The organism is Streptomyces griseoluteus (assembly GCF_004784465.1).
In the GTDB taxonomy this organism is placed as follows: Bacteria; Actinomycetota; Actinomycetes; order Streptomycetales; family Streptomycetaceae; genus Streptomyces; species Streptomyces griseoluteus.
Genome location: NZ_SRRU01000002.1, coordinates 443,326 through 462,955 on the forward strand (window position 1 = coordinate 443,326; position 19,630 = coordinate 462,955).

Genomic DNA, 19,630 nt, shown 5'->3' on the forward strand with positions numbered 1-19,630 from the left:
CGAGAGGAGAGTGTGTCACGGACCGCTGTGAGACACCCGTAAAGGGTGTGCGGCGGTCACAGCCCCGGAATCCGGCCGTTGCGGAACAGGTCCAGGAACGTCTGGTGGTCGGCGCGGGCCCGGGCCCCGTAGCTGTGCGCGAAGTCCACCAGCAGGGGCGCGAACCCCTCCTCGTCGCCCGCGATGGCGGCGTCGATGGCCCGCTCGGTGGAGAACGGCACCAGGGACTCGCCCGAGGTGGTCTCGTCCGCCGCCGCGTGCATGGTGGCCGTGGCCCGGCCGAGGTCGGCGACGACGGCCGCGATCTCCTCCGGGTCGTCGATGTCGCTCCAGTCCAGGTCGACCGCGTACGGCGAGATCTCGGCGACCAGCTGGCCCGCGCCGTCCAGCTCGGTCCAGCCCAGCCACGGGTCGGCGTGCGCCTGCAGGGCGCGCTGGGAAATCACCGTGCGGTGGCCCTCGTGCTGGAAGTAACCGGCGATGGCGGGGTCCGTGATGTGCCGGGAGACGGCCGGGGTCTGCGCCTGCTTGATGTAGATCACCACATCGTTCTCCAGCGCGTCCGTCGCCCCCTCCAGCAGGATGTTGTACGAGGGCAGCCCGGCCGAGCCGATCCCGATGCCCCGCCGCCCCACGACGTCCTTGACCCGGTAGGACTCCGGGCGGGCCAGCGAGGTCTCCGGGAGCGTCTCCAGGTAGCCGTCGAAGGCGGCCAGCACCTTGTACCGGGTGGCCGCGTCCAGCTCCACCGAGCCGCCGCCCGGCGCGAACCGGCGCTCGAAGTCGCGGATCTCCGTCATCGACTCCAGCAGCCCGAACCGGGTCAGGGAACGGGCGTCGCGCAGCGCGTCCAGCAGCGGGCCCTGGGCGGTGTCCAGGGTGAAGGGCGGCACCTCGTCGTCCTTGGCGCCGGTGGCCAGGGCGCGGATGCGCTCGCGGTAGGCGACCGCGTACACCGTCACCAGCTCGGTGATCTGGTCGTCGCTGAGCGCCTTCGCGTACCCGATCAGCGCGATGGAGGCGGCGAAGCGCTTGAGGTCCCAGGTGAAGGGGCCGACGTACGCCTCGTCGAAGTCGTTGACGTTGAAGACCAGGCGGCCGTTGGAGTCCATGTAGGTGCCGAAGTTCTCGGCGTGCAGGTCGCCGTGCACCCACACCCGCGAGGTGCGCTCGTCCAGGTACGGGCCGCCCCGCTTCTCGGCGTCCAGGTCGTGGTAGAAGAGGCCCGCCGTGCCCCGGTAGAAGGCGAAGGCGCTCGCGGCCATCTTGCGGAACTTCACCCGGAACGCGGCCGGGTCCGCGGCCAGCAGCCGGCCGAAGGCGGTGTCGAAGACGGCGAGGATCTCCTCGCCGCGCTGCTCGTCACTGAGCTGGGAAACCGGCATCGCGGGGTGCCTCCTGGTGCGGGATCGTGCGTGAGGTGAGCGGGAACACGGGAGGAGCCGTACCGCCGTGCCCCCCGTCCACAACGGGCGGCGCCGCGCCGGAGTGCCCGGTTCCCACCTGAAGGTACGCGGACCGGGCCCGGCGGTGTCAGTGCCGGGGCATAGACTTCCTCGCTGTCCCCTTCTTGTTCATCCGGAGGCCGAAACCGTGTCGAAGCCGCCCTTCACGCACCTGCACGTCCACACCCAGTACTCGCTGCTGGACGGTGCCGCGCGGCTCAAGGACATGTTCAACGCCTGCAACGAGATGGGCATGACGCACATCGCCATGTCCGACCACGGCAACCTGCACGGGGCGTACGACTTCTTCCACTCCGCGAAGAAGGCAGGGATCACCCCCATCATCGGGATCGAGGCGTATGTCGCCCCCGAGTCCCGGCGCAACAAGCGCAAGATCCAGTGGGGCCAGCCGCACCAGAAGCGGGACGACGTCTCCGGCTCCGGCGGTTACACCCACAAGACGATGTGGGCGGTGAACAAGACCGGCCTGCACAACATCTTCCGGCTGTCCTCCGACGCGTACGCCGAGGGCTGGCTGCAGAAGTGGCCCCGGATGGACAAGGAGACCATCTCCAAGTGGTCCGAGGGGATCGTGGCCTCCACCGGCTGCCCCTCCGGCGAGGTGCAGACCCGCCTCCGGCTCGGTCAGTTCGACGAGGCCCTCAAGGCCGCCTCCGACTACCAGGACATCTTCGGCAAGGACCGGTACTTCCTGGAGCTGATGGACCACGGCATCGACATCGAGCACCGGGTCCGCGACGGCCTGCTGGAGATCGGCAAGAAGCTCGGCATCCCCCCGCTGGTCACCAACGACTCGCACTACACCTACGCGCACGAGGCGGCCGCCCACGACGCCCTGCTGTGCATCCAGACCGGCAAGAACCTCTCCGAGCCCGGCCGCTTCAAGTTCGACGGCACCGGCTACTACCTGAAGTCCACGGACGAGATGTACGCCATCGACTCCTCCGACGCCTGGCAGGAGGGCTGCGCCAACACCCTCCTGGTGGCGGAGATGGTCGACACCACGGGCATGTTCGAGGCCAAGAACCTCATGCCCAAGTTCGACATCCCGGACGGCTACACCGAGGTCAGCTGGTTCAAGGAGGAGGTGCGCCGCGGCATGGAGCGCCGCTTCCCGGGCGGCATCCCCGAGGACCGGCAGAAGCAGGCCGAGTACGAGATGGACGTCATCATCTCGATGGGCTTCCCCGGCTACTTCCTCGTGGTCGCCGACTTCATCATGTGGGCCAAGAACAACGGCATCGCGGTCGGCCCCGGCCGAGGCTCCGCGGCCGGTTCGATCGTCGCCTACGCCATGGGAATCACCGACCTCGACCCGATCCCGCACGGCCTGATCTTCGAGCGGTTCCTCAACCCCGAGCGCATCTCGATGCCCGATGTCGACATCGACTTCGACGAGCGCAGGCGCGTCGAGGTGATCCGGTACGTGACCGAGAAGTACGGCGCCGACAAGGTCGCCATGATCGGCACCTACGGCACCATCAAGGCCAAGAACGCGATCAAGGACTCCGCGCGCGTGCTGGGCTACCCGTACGCGATGGGCGACCGGATCACCAAGGCCATGCCCGCCGACGTCCTCGGCAAGGGCATCAACATCGACGGCATCACCAACCCCGAGCACCCCCGTTACTCGGAGGCGGGCGAGGTCCGGGCGATGTACGAGAACGAACCGGACGTGAAGAAGGTCATCGACACCGCGCGCGGTGTGGAGGGCCTGGTCCGGCAGATGGGTGTGCACGCCGCCGGCGTGATCATGTCCAGCGAGACCATCACCGAGCACGTCCCGGTGTGGGTGAGGCACACCGACGGCGTGACCATCACCCAGTGGGACTACCCGAGCTGTGAGTCGCTCGGCCTGCTGAAGATGGACTTCCTGGGCCTGCGCAACCTCACGATCATGGACGACGCCGTCAAGATGGTGAAGGCCAACAAGGGGATCGACATCGATCTCCTGAGCCTTCCGCTCGACGACCCCAAGACCTTCGAGCTGCTCCAGCGCGGCGACACCCTCGGCGTCTTCCAGTTCGACGGCGGCCCCATGCGCTCGCTGCTGCGCCTGATGAAGCCGGACAACTTCGAGGACATCTCCGCCGTCTCGGCCCTGTACCGGCCGGGCCCGATGGGCATGAACTCCCACACCAACTACGCCCTGCGCAAGAACGGGCAGCAGGAGATCACGCCGATCCACCCGGAGCTGGAGGAGCCGCTCCGGGAGGTCCTGGACGTCACCTACGGCCTGATCGTGTACCAGGAGCAGGTGCAGAAGGCCGCCCAGATCATCGCGGGTTACTCGCTCGGCGAGGCCGACATCCTCCGCCGGGTGATGGGCAAGAAGAAGCCCGAGGAACTGGCGAAGAACTTCGTCCTGTTCCAGAAGGGCGCCCGCGACAAGGGCTTCAGCGACGAGGCCATCCAGGCGCTGTGGGACGTGCTGGTCCCGTTCGCCGGATACGCGTTCAACAAGGCGCACTCCGCCGCGTACGGCCTGGTGTCCTACTGGACCGCCTATCTGAAGGCCAACTACCCGGCCGAGTACATGGCCGGCCTGCTGACCTCGGTCAAGGACGACAAGGACAAGTCGGCGGTCTACCTCAACGAGTGCCGCCGCATGGGCATCAAGGTGCTCCCGCCGAACGTCAACGAGTCGGAGTCCAACTTCGCCGCCCAGGGCGACGACGTGATCCTCTTCGGCCTCTCCGCGGTGCGCAACGTGGGCACCAACGTGGTCGAGGCGATCATCCGGGGCCGCAAGACCAAGGGGAAGTACCTCTCCTTCCCGGACTACCTCGACAAGGTCGAGGCGGTCGCCTGCAACAAGCGCACCACCGAGTCGCTGATCAAGGCCGGCGCCTTCGACTCGATGAACCACACCCGCAAGGGCCTCACCGCGCAGTACGAGCCGATGATCGACAACGTGGTCGCGGTCAAGCGCAAGGAGGCCGAGGGGCAGTTCGACCTCTTCGGCGGCATGGGCGACGACGCCGGCGACGAGCCCGGCTTCGGACTGGACGTCCAGTTCACCGACGAGGAGTGGGAGAAGACCTATCTCCTCGCCCAGGAGCGGGAGATGCTCGGTCTCTACGTCTCCGACCACCCGCTCTTCGGCCTGGAGCACGTGCTCTCCGACAAGGCCGACGCGGGCATCTCCCAGCTGACCGGCGGCGAGCACTCCGACGGCGCGGTGGTGACCATCGGCGGCATCATCTCCGGCCTCCAGCGCAAGATGACCAAGCAGGGCAACGCCTGGGCCATCGCCACCGTGGAGGACCTCGCGGGCTCCATCGAGTGCATGTTCTTCCCGGCGACCTACCAGCTCGTCTCGACCCAACTCGTCGAGGACGCCGTGGTGTTCGTCAAGGGCAGGCTCGACAAGCGGGAGGACGTGCCGCGGCTGGTCGCCATGGAGCTGCAGGTGCCCGACCTGTCCAACGCGGGCACCAACGCCCCCGTGGTGCTGACCATCCCGGCGGTCCGGGTCACCCCGCCGATGATCAGCCGCCTCGGCGAGATCCTCACCCACCACAAGGGCGACAGCGAGGTCCGCATCAAACTCCAGGGCCCGCACAAGACCACCGTGCTGCGCCTGGACCGGCACCGGGTCAAGCCCGACCCCGCGCTCTACGGCGACCTGAAGGTCCTGCTCGGCCCGTCCTGCCTGACCGGCTGAGCCCGGCGGGGGCACGGAGCCAAGGCGATACGCGGAACAAAAGGGGCGCACCCCGCGGCGGTGCGCCCCTTTCTGTATGCCCGCTGTGGGCTCAAATGCCCTGTGGCGACATTCAGTTGTGGCCGAAGCGCTTGTTCTGCTTGCGGGTGTAGTCCTGCTGGCCGCCCGCGACCTGGGCGGTGGCCTCCTGCGCCTCGGGGGCCTGCTCGCTCGAGCGCTGGGACTGCTCGGCCTGGGAAGCGCGGTTCTTCGGGCCGGTCTGCTTGCGGTTCTTGTTCTTGGCCATGGGGATCTGCCTCCTGAAGGGGGTCTAGGGGCCAGGGCCGAAATTAGATTCACATACGCTGACATCAAGCGCATGTCGGATAATTACCGTGTGTGACAGGGTTGATGGGGACACCGGCCCCCGAAACGCCACGCCGAAGATCGAGTTCCGGCCGTTAACCCCCGCGCGGTCGGGCAGACTCGAAGGAACGCCGAAGCAATACCTCCCGGAAAGAGGGTGAGTCGCGTGGACCGCTGCATCGTCCTGGTGGACGCCGGGTATCTGCTGGGAGCCGCCGCGAGCCTCCTCGCCGGTGAGCCCTCGCGGTCCCGGATCATCGTCGACCACACCGCGCTCATCCAGGCGCTGCGCGAACGCGCCGAGTCCGAGACCGGCCGCCCGCTGCTGCGCATCTACTGGTTCGACGGCGCCCCCGACCGGGTCCCCCAGCCGGAGCACCGCAGGCTCCGGGTGATGCCCCGCGTGACCGTCCGGCTCGGCGCCCTGACCAGAAGCGACGGCCGCTGGGCCCAGAAGGGCGTCGACGCGGCCATGCACGCGGAGCTGACCGAGCTGGCCCGTAACCGCGCCTGCTCCGACATCGTCCTCGTCACCGGCGACGGCGATCTGCTGCCCGGCATGATGGCGGCCAAGGAGCACGGTGTCGCCGTCCACCTATGGGCCGTGCAGGCCGCCGACGGGGACTACAACCAGTCCGAGGACCTGGTCGCCGAGGCCGACGAGCGGCGCGTGCTGGACCGCGCCTGGATCGTCAAGGCCGTCCGCGCCAAGGAGCTCACCGGCGTCTGCGCCCCGCCCCCGGCGCCGCGTCCCGAGATCGCCGCGATCCTCTCCGCCCCCCTGCCCGAGTCCGCGCCCTCCGGCCGCGAAGGCACCGCCGAGGACGACACCCATCGCCCGGCCGCCCCCGCCTCGGAGAACGGCACCCAGGACCGGGCCGTCGCCCACAAGGGCGTCCCCACCCCCAAGGACCTGGCCGCGCTGCGCGCTTCCGGTGCCGCGCCGGCGCAGGCTCCGGCGAGCGCCACCCTGCGCTGGTCCTCCGACAAGGGCTGGGTGGACCGGCCGGGCACCGCCGCCGAGCCGCCGGAGGTCGCCGCCATGCCGACCCTGGCGCAGCTCACCACCGCCGAGCAGCGCTGGGCGGACCGCGAGGAGGACATCACCACGGTCGGCGGCGACCCCTACGAGGTCGGCCAGGTGTTCGCCCGCCGCTGGATGGCCCGGCTCGGCGACCAGGGCCACCTCCAGCGGCTGTCCGCGATGTACCCCCGCATCCCGCACCGCATCGACGGCGAGCTGCTGCGCTACGCGGCCCGCTTCGGTCTGCTCGCCCACAAGGACGACCAGATCGACGAGCACGACCGTTACGCCATCCGGGCGGGGTTCTGGCGGGAATTCGACGTCCCGGCCGCGGCGGAGAACGCCACCGCCGGGGAGTGAACGCGCCCTGACCGGCGGATGCCGAGATGAGGTGCCCCAAAGGCGAGTAAAGGGGCCGCACCGCGTAGTCTCGTCCCTCGTGACCACGCGCGCGGGAGAGCCACTCAGGTACGACGACGTCGTACGCGTGCGCGCGCTCAGCAAGACCTATCCGCCCCTCAAGGGGCGGCGCGGAGCGGCCGGGGCGCCCGAGGTCCGGGCCACCGACCAGGTGACCCTGGACGTGCGGCACGGCGAGATCTTCGGGCTGCTCGGCCCGAACGGCGCGGGCAAGTCCACCCTGGTCCGCCAGCTCACCGGGCTGCTGCGCCCCGACTCCGGCAGCGTCGAGATCCTCGGCCACGACATCGTGCGCCACCCCGAGCGGGCCGCCCGCATCCTCGCATACCTGGGCCAGGAGTCCTCCGCGCTGGACGAGCTGACCGTCGCCCTCGCCGCCGAGACCACCGGCCGGCTGCGCGGCCTGGAGGCACGCGCCGCCCGCGCCGAACGTGACGCCGTACTGGACGAGCTGGGCCTCGCCCCGATCGCCGGACGCCCGCTGAAGAAGCTGTCGGGCGGCCAGCGGCGGCTCGCCTGCCTCGCCGCCGCCCTCGTGGGCGCCCGCCCGCTGCTGGTGCTGGACGAGCCGACCACCGGCATGGACCCGGTGGCCCGGCGCGCGGTCTGGGCCGCCGTCGACCGGCGCCGGGCCGAGCAGGGCGCCACCGTGCTGCTGGTCACCCACAACGTCATCGAGGCCGAGACCGTGCTCGACCGCGTTGCCGTGCTCGACGAGGGCCGGGTGATCGCCTGCGACACCCCGGCCGGGCTCAAGGAGCGGGTCTCCGGCGAGGTCCGGGTCGAGCTGGTCTGGCGGGAGCGGGCGCCGCTGGAGGTGCCCGAGGTCGCCGTACTGCGCGAGCGGGCCGTGGAGGCGGGGCGCCGCTGGACGCTCCGGCTCGCCCCCGAGGAGGCGCGGGCCGCCGTCGCCACCGTCACCGGCGGGGCCGCCTTCGCCGCGCTGGACGACTTCACCCTCGCCACGCCGAGCCTGGAGGACGTCTACCTCGCCCTCGGCGGGGCCGCCCGGCAGGGGCTGGTGAAGGCGTGAGCGCGGTCCTGATCGCATCCGTATGGTCCCTCGGGGACGTCTGTCCGGCCGCCGTCGGGAAGAGGAGCAGCGCGTCGTGAGTGTCGTACCCGCCGAGGTCCTGCCGGGCGCCGCGAGGAGCGGGCCGGGGCAGGCGCGGCGCGCGGCCGAGCTGGGGCCGCCCGTGCGGCTGTGGCCGTCGCTGGCCGCCGTCTACCGGGCCCAGTTGTCGCGGGCCCGGGTGGCGCGCATCCCGCTGCTGTTCGTGGCGACCTTCCAGTCGGTCGGCATCGCCGTGATGATGCGGGGCGTGGTGGACAGCGGGCCCGAGGCGCAGGCCGTGGTCGCCGGGTCCTCGGTGCTGGTCGTCGCGTACGTGGCGCTGAACCTGCTCTCGCAGTACTTCGGCCAGTTGCGCGCCAGCGGCGGGCTCGACCACTACGCCACGCTGCCGGTGCCGCCGGCCGCCGTGGTGCTGGGCGCGGCGGCCGCGTACGCCTCCTTCACCGTGCCGGGGACGCTGGTCACCGCGGTCGTGGGCTGCGCGCTGTTCGGGCTGCCGCTGTCCAACCTCTGGGTGCTGCTGGCGGTGATCCCGCTGGCCGGGGCCGCGCTGTCCGGGCTCGGCGCCGCGTTCGGGCTGCTCGCCCCGCGCCCCGAACTCGCCACACTGCTCGGCCAGCTCGGCATGTCGGCGGCGCTGCTGCTCGGCGTGCTGCCCGCCGACCGGATGCCCGGCGTCGTGCGCTTCGCCCGCGACCTGCTGCCCTCGACCTACGGGGTGGAGGCGTACGCGCGCACCTTCGGCCCGCACCCCGACTGGGCGGTGGTCCTCGCTGACCTGGGGGTGTGCGCGGGCGTCGGAGTGATCTCGCTGGCCGTGGCGACCCGCGCGTACCGCAGGGCCGCCGTCCGGTGACGCGGCGCGCGACGCGACCTGGCACGATGTCAGGGTGACCGCACCGCTGACTCCGCCACCGCCGCCGCACGACGACTTCGCGCATCAGCACGGAGGGGGCCCCTCGGGCGGGACACCGGTCGCGGACCCGTACGGACAGGACGGCCCCGGTATGAAGACCGAAGTACGCGAAGCCGTCGTCGTGGCCGTGGCGGTGGCCCTCTCCGGGGTGCTGCTGGGGTTGCTGTGGTGGTGGCTGGCCCCGCACGTGCCGCTGGTGGGCGAGGAGACCGACCGGAGCTGGGTGGTCTACCTCAAGGACACCGAGGGCGAGCAGGCGGCCGGGGTGGACGGCACCTTCGCCCTGCTGGGCCTGGCGTTCGGCCTGATCAGCGCGGTCCTGGTGTTCCTGCTGCGGCGGCGCGGGGGTGTGCCGCTGGTGGTGGGCCTCGGTGTCGGCGGGCTGCTCGCCTCGGTGCTGGGCTGGCGGCTCGGGGTCTGGCTGGGCCCGACCTCGGACGTCATCGCGCACGCCAAGGCGGTCGGCGCCGGTGTCACCTTCCCGGCACCGCTCCGGCTCGGTGCCAAGGGCGCCCTGCTGGCCTGGCCGCTGGGCGCGCTCCTGGTCCACCTGGGCCTGACGGCTCTTTTCGGCCCCCGCGACCCCGACCCGTACGAGCAGGGCCCCTACGACCACGAGCCGCGGGGCCCGTACGGGACGCCGTCCGCGTAACCGGTCAGCCGCGGCCGATGGGCGCCAGGACGGCCTTCGTCAGGGTGGCCAGGTCGGCCGGGGCGAGTTCGACCTCCAGGCCGCGCCGGCCCGCCGACACGCAGATCGTGGCGTGGGCCCCGGCCGACTCGTCCAGCACGGTGGGGAGCTTCTTGCGCTGGCCCAGCGGCGAGATGCCGCCGCGCACATAGCCGGTGGTGCGCTCGGCGAGCGCCGGGTCGGCCATCGCCGCCCGCTTGCCGCCGACGGCCGCCGCCAGCGCCTTGAGGTCCAGCGTGCCGGAGACCGGGACCACGGCGACCGTCAGGGCGCCGTCCACGTCGGCCACCAGCGTCTTGAAGACCCGGTCGGGGGAGACGCCCATCGCCTCGGCGGCCTCCTCGCCGTAGGAGGGGTGGGCCGGATCGTGCTCGTAGGAGTGGACCGTGTGGTCCACGCCCGCCGCGGTGAGGGCCACCGTGGCGGGCGTGCCGCCCGCCTGCTGCTTCTTGGACTTCTTCGCCATCGCGGGTGCCGGCCCTCTGTTCCTTCAGTTCAGACTGGTGCGCGCCCGCGTCAGCTCGAACGCGGGCAGTGAGGGCAGACTACGGATGATCGCCGTCTCGGCGCGAAGCAGTTTCAGCTCGTCCCGCAGCCGGGACGCGGTGTCCGGTGCCTGGAGGAGCCGCTGCTTGGTCGGGGTGTCCAGCACCATCGCGGCCGCCACCAGGTAGGAGATCACACCGGGGTCGTCCGGCAGGTCGGAATCGGCGGAGATGGAGCGCTCATGGGCGCCCGCCAGCCGCTTCTGGTACTGCTGGAAGGAGCGCAGCACCCCCTCGGCGAGCGCGCCCGCCTCGTCGCCGGGCTCCTCCGGCAGCTCCTCCACCTCGGCGGTGAGGAACGCCCCCGAGTCGTCCACCGAGAGCAGCCGGACGCGGGTGGTGCCGGTGCACAGCACCTCGAAGGTACCGTCGGGACGCTCCCGGATGGTCGCGGCGTCCGCCACACAGGCCACCCGGTGCAGCGCCTTGAGCGGGTCGGGACCGAAGCCGGCCGCGGGGCCCTCCTCGGTGTCGGCGTCGGGGTCCGGCAGCCCCGTGGCGCTCGGCGCCAGCTGGTGGCCGTCGCGGATCGCCACGACGACGAACCTGCGCGGCTCGTCCTCCGGGGTCTTCAGCAGCTCGCGCATGATGGCGCGATACCGCTCCTCGAAGACGGACAGCGGCAGCACGAGTCCCGGGAACAGCGCCGTGTTCAGCGGGAAGAGGGGCAGGCGGGCGGTGGTCACGACGCCCCAGCCTAATGGTCCGGCGCGCGGGAGCGTCCGCGGCGCAGCGGCAGTCTCACCGATCCCGGCCCGGCCGGCCCCCGTCGGCCCCCGCCGGGCTCAGACGTGGGAGCGCGGCGGGGCCGGGAGCAGGGCGGCCAGGGCGGCGGGCGGGGCGTCGGTCAGCAGGGCGTCGCGCAGCCGCAGGAAGTGCCCGAGCGGGTCCTCGGACACCCGGCTCCAGGGGTACGAGGTGGCGTACGGGCCGATCAGCGCGAGCTGGGTGCGGGCCTCCTCCCAGCGCTCCAGACGCAGCAGGACGTAGAGCAGCTTGTTGCGGACCTGGGCGAGGCGGGGGTCGGCGGCCGGGTAACGGGCGGAGAGTGCCGCCGCGCGGTCGGCGGCCGCGAGCAGCCTCTCGCGGGGCACCTCGGGGCCGCAGGCGTCGGTGAGGTAGCCGAAGGCGGCCCGCAGCGGGAGCGCCTGCACCAGCGAGCCGGGCGGGGCGTCCTGGGCGGCCGGCTCGGCGAAGTCGAAGCACTCGCGGTGCGAGCCGTGCCAGAAGGTGGCCAGATAGCGCAGCGCCGCGACATGGCAGCCGTAGTGGTGCGGGGAGCGGCGTACGGCCGCCTCCCACAGCTCCTCGAAGTAGCGGTGGCCCGCGCGGGAGCCGCGCGCGTGGTCCAGCGCGATCCGCCAGGGCACCGGGTCGCGGTCGTCGGCGCGGGCGGCGGCCGTGATCAGCGGGCTGGCCTCGCGCAGCAGCTCGGCGCGGCCCGGCGAGGGCCAGGCGCGGTCCACGGCCAGCTGGGCGCCGACGAGCAGCACGCCCGGATCGCCGGGGTCGGCCGCCCGCCACGCCTCGAACCACTCGGGGCGGGAGCGGGCGAAGGCGGCGAGCCGGGTGGCGTAGGCGTCGCGCTCCTCCCACTGGGCCGCCGCGCGGGTGGCCGCGAGCAGGGCGGCGGCGACCGTGAACTCGCCCTGCCCGGCCGAGACCAGGGCGGGGGAGAGGCGGTCGTCGGGCGCGTCGAGGATGACGTCGTCGGCCGGTGCGGGGGAGTCCGGGCGCGAGGCGCGTCGTGTCTTCCGGGTGGGGCGGAGGAACGCCGGCAGCAGAACCATGGTGCCGACCATTGAAAGTCCGCAGGTCCGGCCCGCGCCAGAGGGTTGGGGCAAGTTGTGGAAGGTTGTGCGGCCGAGGGTCAAGGAACCGCAAAAAGGTGGCTTTTCAACTATTGTCAGGCCCCTGCCACCAAAAAGGCACCACGAACCCCACGCGACCCCTTCGCATCAGCTCCGCCGCAGCAGCCGGGTCGCCCCCGCCGCCACCGCCGTCGCCAGCACCCAGCCCAGCATGATCAGCACCGCCGCCAGCCACGGCCACGCACCCCGCAACCGCCACTGGTCGAGCTGGCCCAGGTCGATCACCGGCAGCAGCAGGTCCAGCGTGAGCAGCGCCGGGCTCCACGCCGGATGGTCCTCCGAGTGCGCCGGCGGCGGGTCGGCGTGCGCGAAGGCCAGCGTGCCCGCCGCCCACAGCACCGCGAGCCACAGCGCGGCCCGCCCCGGCCGGTACCCGTAGGCGACCGTCCAGTCCTGCGCGTACCCCCACAGCTTGGCCGCCAGCGGCAGGGTCTCGCGGCGTCTGCGGTGCTTGGCGAGCAGTACGTCGCGGGCGTCCTCGTCCTCCCCGGCCGCGCGCAGCACGGCCGCCAGCCGCTCGTACGGCTCCGGGTGGTACTCGGCGGTCGCCGCCGCCACCCAGTCCAGCCGGTGGGCCAGCGGGAAGGGTCCGCGCGGTACGAGGTTCTCGTACGTGAAGCCGCGCATCTGGAGGTTCCCCGGCTCCGGCCAGCTGCCCACGTGATCCACCAGGTTGACGATCCGGGCGCCCGACAGCACCACCCGGCCCGACGGCGGCCGGTCCCCGAGGAAGCGCAGCTCGGGCGTCTGCACCCGGCGCAGCGACAGCTCCTGGTCGTCGGTGAGCACGAACCGGGCCCCCTCCAGGTCCACCGCGTCCCCGAACCGCCCGTCGTCCAGCCGCATCCCGCCCCGGCACTCGAACCGCTGCACCCGCGTCCCGCGCGCCGGTGTCGTCCCGCTCAGCAGCGGGCTGCCCACCGCGGCCGGGGTCAGATACAGGGTCCGCTCCACCGTGAGCTGCGGGGCGTTCAGCGCCAGCCGGGCGTACGGGTTGGACAGCCGGGCCCCGCGCAGGCTCAGCGACACGCCCACCTGGGCGCCGCGCAGCCGCAGTTCGCCGTACGACTCCAGCATCTCCGCCTGGAGGTCCTGGCCCACCGTCATGCCGTCCGCCGCGATGGACCGCCCGCCCCGGTCCCGGTGCGCCACCGCCTGGTTGAGCATCAGGTCGGTGCCTATCCGGGCGTCGGTCAGCCGGATGCCGGTACGGAAGCGGCAGCGTGCCAGATGCAGATCACCCTCGGTGCGCACCCGCGCCGCCTCCAGGCGGGGCACCGCGCAGTCCACCAGGCGCACGGTGGTGAAATGCGCCTCCGGCACCCGGACCTCGTCGTCGAACCGGCAGCACCGCAGCTCCACGTACGGCGTGACGGTGCCGCCCGCCAGGTCCACCGTGCCGGTGATCCGCACCCCGGTCAGCTTCAGCGAGGAGACCCGGCCGGCGAGCGCGGGCGGCCCGTCCAGCAGCAGCCAGCACACCACGCGCGCCCGCACACTGCGTTCCGGGCCCCAGGGGACGCCGCCGTGCGGATCGTCCACGCCGGACTCGCCGCTGCTCAGGTCGTACACGCTGCCGTTGCGGAACGCCTGCCACATGCCCGCCTCGGCCGGGGTCAGATCGTCCGGCAGCTCCTGAGCGCCCGGACCCGCCGCCAGTGCCTCGGTCACCGCGGCTCCTCTCCCGCGAGCCGGCCACGGGCGTCACCGCCTGGCCCGCCGCCCACGTCCGTCCCACACGTCGTTCCCCGGCTCATGCCCGGTCAGTGACGGGTTCGACACACAAAGTGAGGGTGAATTCGCGGGTTCCGGCCACGCTCTGTGCCACCGGTTGTCCCATGTTCTGTATCAGCCACTGATACACGCGGACGGGCCCCGGCGCCGGTCTGAGAGAATTGGGACTGTGATCTCCCGAATCGATCTGCGCGGCGACGCCCTCCCCGAGGGCCCCGCCCTGCGCGACCTGCTGCCCCGAGCCGACTTCGACGTCTCGGCCGCCCTGGAGAAGGTGCGTCCGATCTGCGAGGCCGTGCATCATCGTGGCGACGCGGCACTGATCGACTTCGCGGAGAAGTTCGACGGAGTACGGCTGGAACACGTCCGTGTCCCGGCCCAGGCGCTCACCGAGGCGCTCGCGGCCCTCGACCCGGCCGTGCGCGCCGCCCTGGAGGAGTCCATCCGCCGGGCCCGCCTGGTCCACCGCGCCCAGCGCCGCACCACCCACACCACCCAGGTCGTCCCCGGCGGCACCGTCACCGAGAAGTGGGTCCCCGTCGACCGGGTCGGGCTGTACGCGCCCGGCGGCCGCTCGGTCTACCCCTCCTCCGTGATCATGAACGTGGTGCCCGCGCAGGAGGCCGGCGTCGGCTCCGTCGCGCTCGCCTCCCCGCCGCAGGCCGAGTTCGGGGGCCTGCCGCACCCCACCATCCTCGCCGCCTGCGCCCTGCTCGGGGTGGACGAGGTGTACGCGGCCGGCGGCGCCACCGCCGTGGCGATGTTCGCCTACGGCACCGAGTCCTGCCCGCCCGCCAACATGGTCACCGGTCCCGGCAACATCTGGGTCGCCGCCGCCAAGCGCTTCTTCACCGGCAGGATCGGCATCGACGCGGAGGCCGGCCCCACCGAGATCGCGGTCCTCGCCGACGACACCGCCGACCCGGTGCACGTCGCCTCCGACCTGATCAGCCAGGCCGAGCACGACCCGCTGGCCGCCGCCGTCCTCGTCACCGACTCGGCCGCCCTGGCCGACGCCGTCGAGGCCGAGCTGAAGACGCAGGTCGCCGCGACCAAGCACATCGAAGACCGGATCGTGCCCGCGCTGAACGGTCAGCAGTCCGCGATCGTCCTCGTGGACGGAGTCGAGGAGGGCCTGCGGGTGGTCGACGCGTACGGCGCCGAGCACCTGGAGATCCAGACCCGCGACGCGGCCGCCGTCGCCGACCGGGTGCGCAACGCGGGCGCCGTCTTCATCGGCCCCTGGGCGCCGGTCTCCCTCGGGGACTACGCGGCCGGGTCCAACCACGTGCTGCCCACCGGCGGCTGCGCCTGCCACTCCTCGGGCCTGTCCGTGCAGTCGTTCCTGCGCGGTATCCACATCGTCGACTACACGGAGGACGCCCTCGCCGAGGTCGCCCACCATGTGGTGACCCTCGCGGAGGCCGAGGACCTGCCCGCGCACGGCGCGGCGGTCAAGGCCCGCTTCGGCTGGAAGGTACCGGGGACCAAGTGACCGGCATCGACGAACTCCCCGTACGGGACGAGCTGCGCGGCAAGTCCCCCTACGGCGCGCCCCAGTTGGACGTCCCCGTCCGGCTGAACACCAACGAGAACCCCTATCCCCTGCCCGAACCGCTGGTCGAGCGGATCGCGGAGCGGGTGCGCGATGCCGCCCGGAACCTGAACCGCTACCCCGACCGGGACGCGGTCCAGCTCCGCAGCGAACTCGCCAAATACCTCACCACGACCGGCCACCACCCCCTCGACGCCCGGAACGTCTGGGCGGCCAACGGCTCCAACGAGGTCATCCAGCAGCTCCTGCAGACCTTCGGCGGACCCGGCCGCACCGCGCTCGGCTTCGAGCCGTCGTACTCGATGCACGCGCTGATCGCGCGCGGCACCGGCACCGGCTGGATCTCCGGACCGCGCGGCGCGGACTTCACCATCGACCTGGTCGCCGCCGAGCGCGCCATCGCCGAGCACAGGCCCGACGTCGTCTTCATCACCACCCCCAACAACCCCACCGGCAACGCCGTCCCGCCGGAGACCGTCCTCGCGCTGTACGAGGCCGCGCAGGCGGCGAAGCCGTCCATGGTGGTCGTGGACGAGGCGTACATCGAGTTCAGTCACGGCGACTCGCTGCTGCCGCTCCTCGAGGGCCGCCCGCACCTGGTGGTCTCGCGGACCATGTCCAAGGCGTTCGGCGCCGCCGGACTGCGCCTCGGCTACCTGGCCGCCGACCCCGCCGTGGTGGACGCCGTCCAGCTGGTCCGGCTGCCCTACCACCTGAGCGCCGTCACCCAGGCGACCGCGCTGGCCGCGCTGGAGCACACCGACACGCTGCTCGGCTATGTCGAGCAGCTCAAGGCCGAGCGGGACCGGCTCGTCGCCGAACTGCGGGCCATCGGCTACGAGGTGACCGAGTCCGACGCCAACTTCGTGCAGTTCGGCCGCTTCGAGGACACCCAGGGCGCGTGGCGGCGCATCCTCGACAACGGGGTGCTGGTCCGGGACAACGGCGTGCCCGGATGGCTGCGGGTGACCGCCGGAACCCCCGAAGAGAACGACGCGTTCCTCGACGCGGTACGGGACTTGAAGAAGGAGCTTGACGCATGAGCCGCACCGGACGCGTGCAGCGCACCACCAAGGAGACCTCGGTCCTCGTCGAGATCGACCTCGACGGCACCGGCAAGACCGACATCGCCACCGGCGTCGGCTTCTACGACCACATGCTCGACCAGCTCGGCCGGCACGGCCTGTTCGACCTCACCGTGAAGACCGACGGCGACCTGCACATCGACACCCACCACACCATCGAGGACACCGCCCTCGCGCTCGGCGCCGCCTTCAAGCAGGCGCTCGGCGACAAGGTGGGCATCTACCGCTTCGGCAACTGCACGGTCCCGCTGGACGAGTCCCTCGCCCAGGTCACCGTCGACCTCTCCGGCCGCCCCTACCTCGTGCACACCGAGCCCGAGAAGATGGCGCCGATGATCGGCGAGTACGACACCACGATGACCCGGCACATCCTGGAGTCCTTCGTCGCCCAGGCCCAGATCGCGCTGCACGTGCACGTGCCCTACGGGCGCAACGCGCACCACATCGTGGAGTGCCAGTTCAAGGCCCTCGCCCGCGCGCTGCGCTACGCCAGTGAGCGCGACCCGCGCGCGGCCGGCATCCTCCCCTCCACGAAGGGCGCGCTGTAACCCCATGACCGGACTGTCCACCATCCTGATCGTCGTCGGCCTCTTCCTGGTCGGCGGCATCATCTCCTTCGTCAAGCAGAAGATGCCCACCAGCCTGATCGTGCTGGTCTCCATCGGCGCGGCCATGTGCCTGGTCGCGGGCGTCATGCGGCTGGGGGTGTGGAGTTGAGCGACGTGAAGAAGGTCGTGGTCTTCGACTACGGCTTCGGCAACGTCCGTTCCGCCGAGCGTGCCCTGGCCCGCGTGGGCGCCGAGGTGGAGATCACCCGCGACTTCGGCAAGGCGATGAACGCCGACGGCCTGCTGGTGCCCGGCGTCGGCGCGTTCGCCGCCTGCATGACCGGCCTGCGCGAGGCCCGCGGCGACTGGGTCGTCGACCGGCGCCTGGCCGGCGGCCGCCCGGTGCTCGGCATCTGCGTCGGCATGCAGATCCTGTTCGCGCGCGGCATCGAGCACGGTGTGGAGACCGACGGCCTGGACGAGTGGCCCGGCACGGTCGGCCCGCTCAAGGCCGACGTGGTGCCCCACATGGGCTGGAACACCGTCGACGCCCCGGCCGACTCCCGCCTCTTCGAGGGGCTGGACCCGGCCGAGCGCTTCTACTTCGTGCACTCCTACGCCGTGCAGGACTGGGACTTCGAGCAGCTCAGCGCGGCCATGACCCCGCCCGCGGTGACCTGGTCGACCTACGGCGGGCCGTTCGTGGCCGCCGTGGAGAACGGCGTGCTGTCCGCCACCCAGTTCCACCCCGAGAAGTCCGGCGACGCCGGCGCCCAGCTCCTCACCAACTGGATCGGAACCCTCTGAGACCATGGCCAAGCTCGAACTGCTCCCCGCCGTCGATGTCCGCGACGGCCAGGCCGTACGCCTCGTGCACGGCGAGTCCGGCTCCGAGACCTCCTACGGCTCCCCGCTGGAGGCGGCCCTCGCCTGGCAGCGCGCGGGCGCGGAGTGGCTGCATCTGGTCGACCTGGACGCCGCGTTCGGCACCGGGGACAACCGGGCCCTGATCGCCGAGGTCGCGGGGGCCATGGACATCAAGGTGGAGCTGTCCGGCGGCATCCGCGACGACGACACCCTCGCCGCCGCCCTCGCCACCGGCTGCACCCGCGTCAACCTCGGCACCGCCGCCCTGGAGACCCCCGAGTGGGTCGCCAAGGTCATCGCGGAGTACGGCGACAAGATCGCCGTCGGCCTCGACGTACGCGGCACCACCCTGCGTGGCCGCGGCTGGACCCGCGACGGCGGCGACCTCTACGAGACGCTCGCCCGCCTGGACCGCGAGGGCTGCGCCCGCTACGTGGTCACCGACATCGCCAAGGACGGTACCCTCCAGGGCCCCAACCTGGAGCTGCTGAAGAACGTCTGCGCGGCCACCGACCGCCCGGTCGTCGCCTCCGGCGGCGTCTCCTCGCTGGACGACCTGCGCGCCATCGCCGACCTCGTGCCGCTCGGCGTCGAGGGCTCCATCGTCGGCAAGGCGCTGTACGCCAAGGCGTTCACCCTGGAAGAGGCCCTCGCGGCGGTGTCCCGATGAGCGACGTACGCCGGATCAGCACCGGCGCGCCGTGGGAGGACCAGTTCGGCTACGCCCGCGCCGTGGAGCTGCCCAACGGCCTGGTGCTGGTCTCCGGCTGCACCTCCATCGTGGACGGGCAGATCGCCGGGGGCGGCCCGTACGAGCAGGCCGTCAACGCCTTCGGTGTCGCGCTCGGCGCGCTGGCGCAGGTGGGCCTCGGCCGTGACGATGTGGTGCGCACCCGTATGTACATCACCCATGCCCGCGACGTGGAGGAGGTCGGACGCGCACACAAGGAGCTGTTCGACACCGTCCGGCCCGCCGCATCCATGATCATCGTCTCCGGTTTCGTGGACCCCAGCCTGGTCGTCGAGATCGAGGTGGAGGCGTTCCGAGGAGTGTCCGCATGAGCCTGGCCGTACGCGTGATCCCCTGCCTCGACGTGGACAACGGCCGGGTCGTCAAGGGCGTCAACTTCCAGAACCTGCGCGACGCGGGCGACCCGGTGGAGATGGCCAAGGTCTACGACGCCGAGGGCGCCGACGAGCTGACCTTCCTGGACATCACCGCCTCCTCCGGCGACCGGGAGACCACCTACGACGTGGTGCGCCGCACCGCCGAGCAGGTCTTCATCCCGCTCACCGTCGGCGGCGGCGTCCGCACCGCCGAGGACGTCGACAAGCTGCTGCGGGCCGGCGCCGACAAGGTGGGTGTCAACACCGCCGCCATCGCCCGGCCGGACCTCATCCGCGAGATCGCCGAGCGGTTCGGCCGCCAGGTGCTGGTCCTCTCGGTGGACGCCCGCCGCACCCCGTCCGGCTCCTTCGAGGTCACCACCCACGGCGGCCGCACGGGCACCGGCATCGACGCGGTCGAGTGGGCACACCGGGCCGCCGAGCTGGGCGCGGGCGAGATCCTGCTCAACTCGATGGACGCCGACGGCACCAAGGACGGCTACGACCTCGACATGCTGGCGGCCGTCCGCAAGCACGTCTCCGTCCCGGTGATCGCCTCCGGCGGCGCGGGTGCCCTCGCGCACTTCCCCCCGGCCGTCGACGCGGGCGCGGACGCGGTGCTGGCCGCCTCCGTCTTCCACTTCGGCGACCTGCGCATCGGCCAGGTCAAGCACACCCTGCGAGAAGCGGGCCACCCGGTCCGTGTCTGAACCG

At 72.0% G+C, this 19,630-nt stretch carries 19 protein-coding genes; 13 read left to right on the forward strand and 6 right to left on the reverse strand.

What is annotated here, in order from left to right; all coding sequences use genetic code 11:
- Positions 1-56: 56 nt before the first annotated feature.
- Complete coding sequence (locus E5082_RS07485) at positions 57-1,385, reverse strand: DUF2252 domain-containing protein (protein WP_135790475.1); 1,329 nt, start codon at positions 1,383-1,385, stop codon at positions 57-59.
- Between the two features lie 208 nt (positions 1,386-1,593).
- Here E5082_RS07485 and dnaE point away from each other — a divergent pair, with 208 nt between their 5' ends.
- Positions 1,594-5,133: a DNA polymerase III subunit alpha gene (gene dnaE / locus E5082_RS07490; RefSeq protein ID WP_135790476.1), complete on the forward strand. Its 3,540-nt coding sequence runs from the start codon at positions 1,594-1,596 to the stop codon at positions 5,131-5,133.
- 112 nt (positions 5,134-5,245) lie between these two features.
- Here the strand turns inward: dnaE and E5082_RS32290 are convergent, their stop codons facing one another.
- A complete protein-coding gene (locus tag E5082_RS32290) occupies positions 5,246-5,419 on the reverse strand; it encodes a hypothetical protein (RefSeq protein WP_167514004.1) in 174 nt (57 codons plus the stop codon).
- 225 nt (positions 5,420-5,644) lie between these two features.
- On the opposite strand from E5082_RS32290, the gene E5082_RS07495 reads away from it, so the two are divergent.
- The 4 genes from E5082_RS07495 (at position 5,645) to E5082_RS07510 (ending at position 9,565) form a co-directional block, all read left to right on the forward strand.
- Positions 5,645-6,862, forward strand: a complete 1,218-nt coding sequence (locus E5082_RS07495) for an NYN domain-containing protein (protein ID WP_135790477.1) — start codon at positions 5,645-5,647, stop codon at positions 6,860-6,862.
- A 79-nt stretch (positions 6,863-6,941) separates the two neighbouring features.
- A complete protein-coding gene (locus tag E5082_RS07500; RefSeq protein WP_135790478.1) occupies positions 6,942-7,955 on the forward strand; it encodes an ABC transporter ATP-binding protein in 1,014 nt (337 codons plus the stop codon).
- A 76-nt stretch (positions 7,956-8,031) separates the two neighbouring features.
- Positions 8,032-8,853, forward strand: a complete 822-nt coding sequence (locus tag E5082_RS07505) for an ABC transporter permease (protein WP_135790479.1) — start codon at positions 8,032-8,034, stop codon at positions 8,851-8,853.
- Positions 8,854-8,887: 34 nt separating this feature from the next.
- Positions 8,888-9,565 (forward strand): AAA family ATPase, encoded by a 678-nt coding sequence (locus tag E5082_RS07510; protein WP_135790480.1) that lies wholly within the window; start codon positions 8,888-8,890, stop codon positions 9,563-9,565.
- 4 nt (positions 9,566-9,569) lie between these two features.
- Here E5082_RS07510 and ybaK read toward each other — a convergent pair whose 3' ends face one another.
- From ybaK to E5082_RS07530, 4 genes are all read right to left on the reverse strand, one after another.
- Complete coding sequence (ybaK, locus tag E5082_RS07515) at positions 9,570-10,070, reverse strand: Cys-tRNA(Pro) deacylase (protein WP_135790481.1); 501 nt, start codon at positions 10,068-10,070, stop codon at positions 9,570-9,572.
- Between the two features lie 24 nt (positions 10,071-10,094).
- The gene (locus E5082_RS07520) at positions 10,095-10,835 is read right to left on the reverse strand and encodes an LON peptidase substrate-binding domain-containing protein (protein ID WP_086691327.1); all 741 of its coding nucleotides are present in this window, start codon (positions 10,833-10,835) and stop codon (positions 10,095-10,097) included.
- A 99-nt stretch (positions 10,836-10,934) separates the two neighbouring features.
- Positions 10,935-11,951, reverse strand: coding sequence for a hypothetical protein (locus E5082_RS07525; protein WP_190045173.1), 1,017 nt, complete (start codon positions 11,949-11,951; stop codon positions 10,935-10,937).
- A gap of 156 nt (positions 11,952-12,107) precedes the next feature.
- On the reverse strand, positions 12,108-13,691 hold the full coding sequence (locus tag E5082_RS07530; protein WP_373309980.1) for an oxidoreductase: 1,584 nt from the start codon (positions 13,689-13,691) through the stop codon (positions 12,108-12,110).
- Between the two features lie 232 nt (positions 13,692-13,923).
- Between E5082_RS07530 and hisD the strand changes: the two genes are divergently transcribed.
- Genes hisD through hisF form a run of 8 tightly spaced genes read left to right on the forward strand, consistent with a single transcriptional unit; the run spans position 13,924 to position 19,626 of the window.
- The gene (gene hisD, locus E5082_RS07535) at positions 13,924-15,249 is read left to right on the forward strand and encodes a histidinol dehydrogenase (protein WP_135790483.1); all 1,326 of its coding nucleotides are present in this window, start codon (positions 13,924-13,926) and stop codon (positions 15,247-15,249) included.
- Positions 15,246-16,352 (forward strand): histidinol-phosphate transaminase, encoded by a 1,107-nt coding sequence (locus E5082_RS07540; protein WP_135790484.1) that lies wholly within the window; start codon positions 15,246-15,248, stop codon positions 16,350-16,352. The genes hisD and E5082_RS07540 overlap by 4 nt, the downstream gene beginning before the upstream one ends.
- The gene (gene hisB, locus E5082_RS07545; RefSeq protein ID WP_026248532.1) at positions 16,349-16,942 is read left to right on the forward strand and encodes an imidazoleglycerol-phosphate dehydratase HisB; all 594 of its coding nucleotides are present in this window, start codon (positions 16,349-16,351) and stop codon (positions 16,940-16,942) included. The genes E5082_RS07540 and hisB overlap by 4 nt, the downstream gene beginning before the upstream one ends.
- Before the next feature lie 4 nt (positions 16,943-16,946).
- A complete protein-coding gene (locus tag E5082_RS32295) occupies positions 16,947-17,111 on the forward strand; it encodes a hypothetical protein (RefSeq protein ID WP_030810044.1) in 165 nt (54 codons plus the stop codon).
- On the forward strand, positions 17,102-17,749 hold the full coding sequence (hisH, locus tag E5082_RS07550) for an imidazole glycerol phosphate synthase subunit HisH (RefSeq protein ID WP_135790485.1): 648 nt from the start codon (positions 17,102-17,104) through the stop codon (positions 17,747-17,749). The genes E5082_RS32295 and hisH overlap by 10 nt, the downstream gene beginning before the upstream one ends.
- A 4-nt stretch (positions 17,750-17,753) precedes the next feature.
- Entirely contained in the window at positions 17,754-18,479 is a 726-nt protein-coding gene (gene priA / locus E5082_RS07555) for a bifunctional 1-(5-phosphoribosyl)-5-((5-phosphoribosylamino)methylideneamino)imidazole-4-carboxamide isomerase/phosphoribosylanthranilate isomerase PriA (RefSeq protein ID WP_135790486.1), read from the forward strand.
- Positions 18,476-18,871 carry a RidA family protein gene (locus E5082_RS07560; RefSeq protein ID WP_135790487.1) on the forward strand — a complete coding sequence of 132 codons (396 nt, stop codon included), beginning with the start codon at positions 18,476-18,478 and terminating at the stop codon, positions 18,869-18,871. Before priA ends, E5082_RS07560 begins: the two co-directional genes overlap by 4 nt.
- On the forward strand, positions 18,868-19,626 hold the full coding sequence (gene hisF, locus E5082_RS07565; RefSeq protein ID WP_135790488.1) for an imidazole glycerol phosphate synthase subunit HisF: 759 nt from the start codon (positions 18,868-18,870) through the stop codon (positions 19,624-19,626). Before E5082_RS07560 ends, hisF begins: the two co-directional genes overlap by 4 nt.
- Positions 19,627-19,630: the final 4 nt, after the last annotated feature.

What these genes read in the sequence shown, in the direction of transcription:
- E5082_RS07485 (WP_135790475.1), bottom strand. Translation starts at nt 1,385, where the DNA reads ATGCCGGTTTCCCAGCTCAGTGACGAGCAGCGCGGCGAGGAGATCCTC.
- E5082_RS32290 (WP_167514004.1), bottom strand. Translation starts at nt 5,419, where the DNA reads ATGGCCAAGAACAAGAACCGCAAGCAGACCGGCCCGAAGAACCGCGCT.
- ybaK (WP_135790481.1), bottom strand. Translation starts at nt 10,070, where the DNA reads ATGGCGAAGAAGTCCAAGAAGCAGCAGGCGGGCGGCACGCCCGCCACG.
- E5082_RS07525 (WP_190045173.1), bottom strand. Translation starts at nt 11,951, where the DNA reads ATGGTCGGCACCATGGTTCTGCTGCCGGCGTTCCTCCGCCCCACCCGG.
- hisB (WP_026248532.1), top strand. Translation starts at nt 16,349, where the DNA reads ATGAGCCGCACCGGACGCGTGCAGCGCACCACCAAGGAGACCTCGGTC.
- E5082_RS32295 (WP_030810044.1), top strand. Translation starts at nt 16,947, where the DNA reads ATGACCGGACTGTCCACCATCCTGATCGTCGTCGGCCTCTTCCTGGTC.
- priA (WP_135790486.1), top strand. Translation starts at nt 17,754, where the DNA reads ATGGCCAAGCTCGAACTGCTCCCCGCCGTCGATGTCCGCGACGGCCAG.
- E5082_RS07560 (WP_135790487.1), top strand. Translation starts at nt 18,476, where the DNA reads ATGAGCGACGTACGCCGGATCAGCACCGGCGCGCCGTGGGAGGACCAG.
- hisF (WP_135790488.1), top strand. Translation starts at nt 18,868, where the DNA reads ATGAGCCTGGCCGTACGCGTGATCCCCTGCCTCGACGTGGACAACGGC.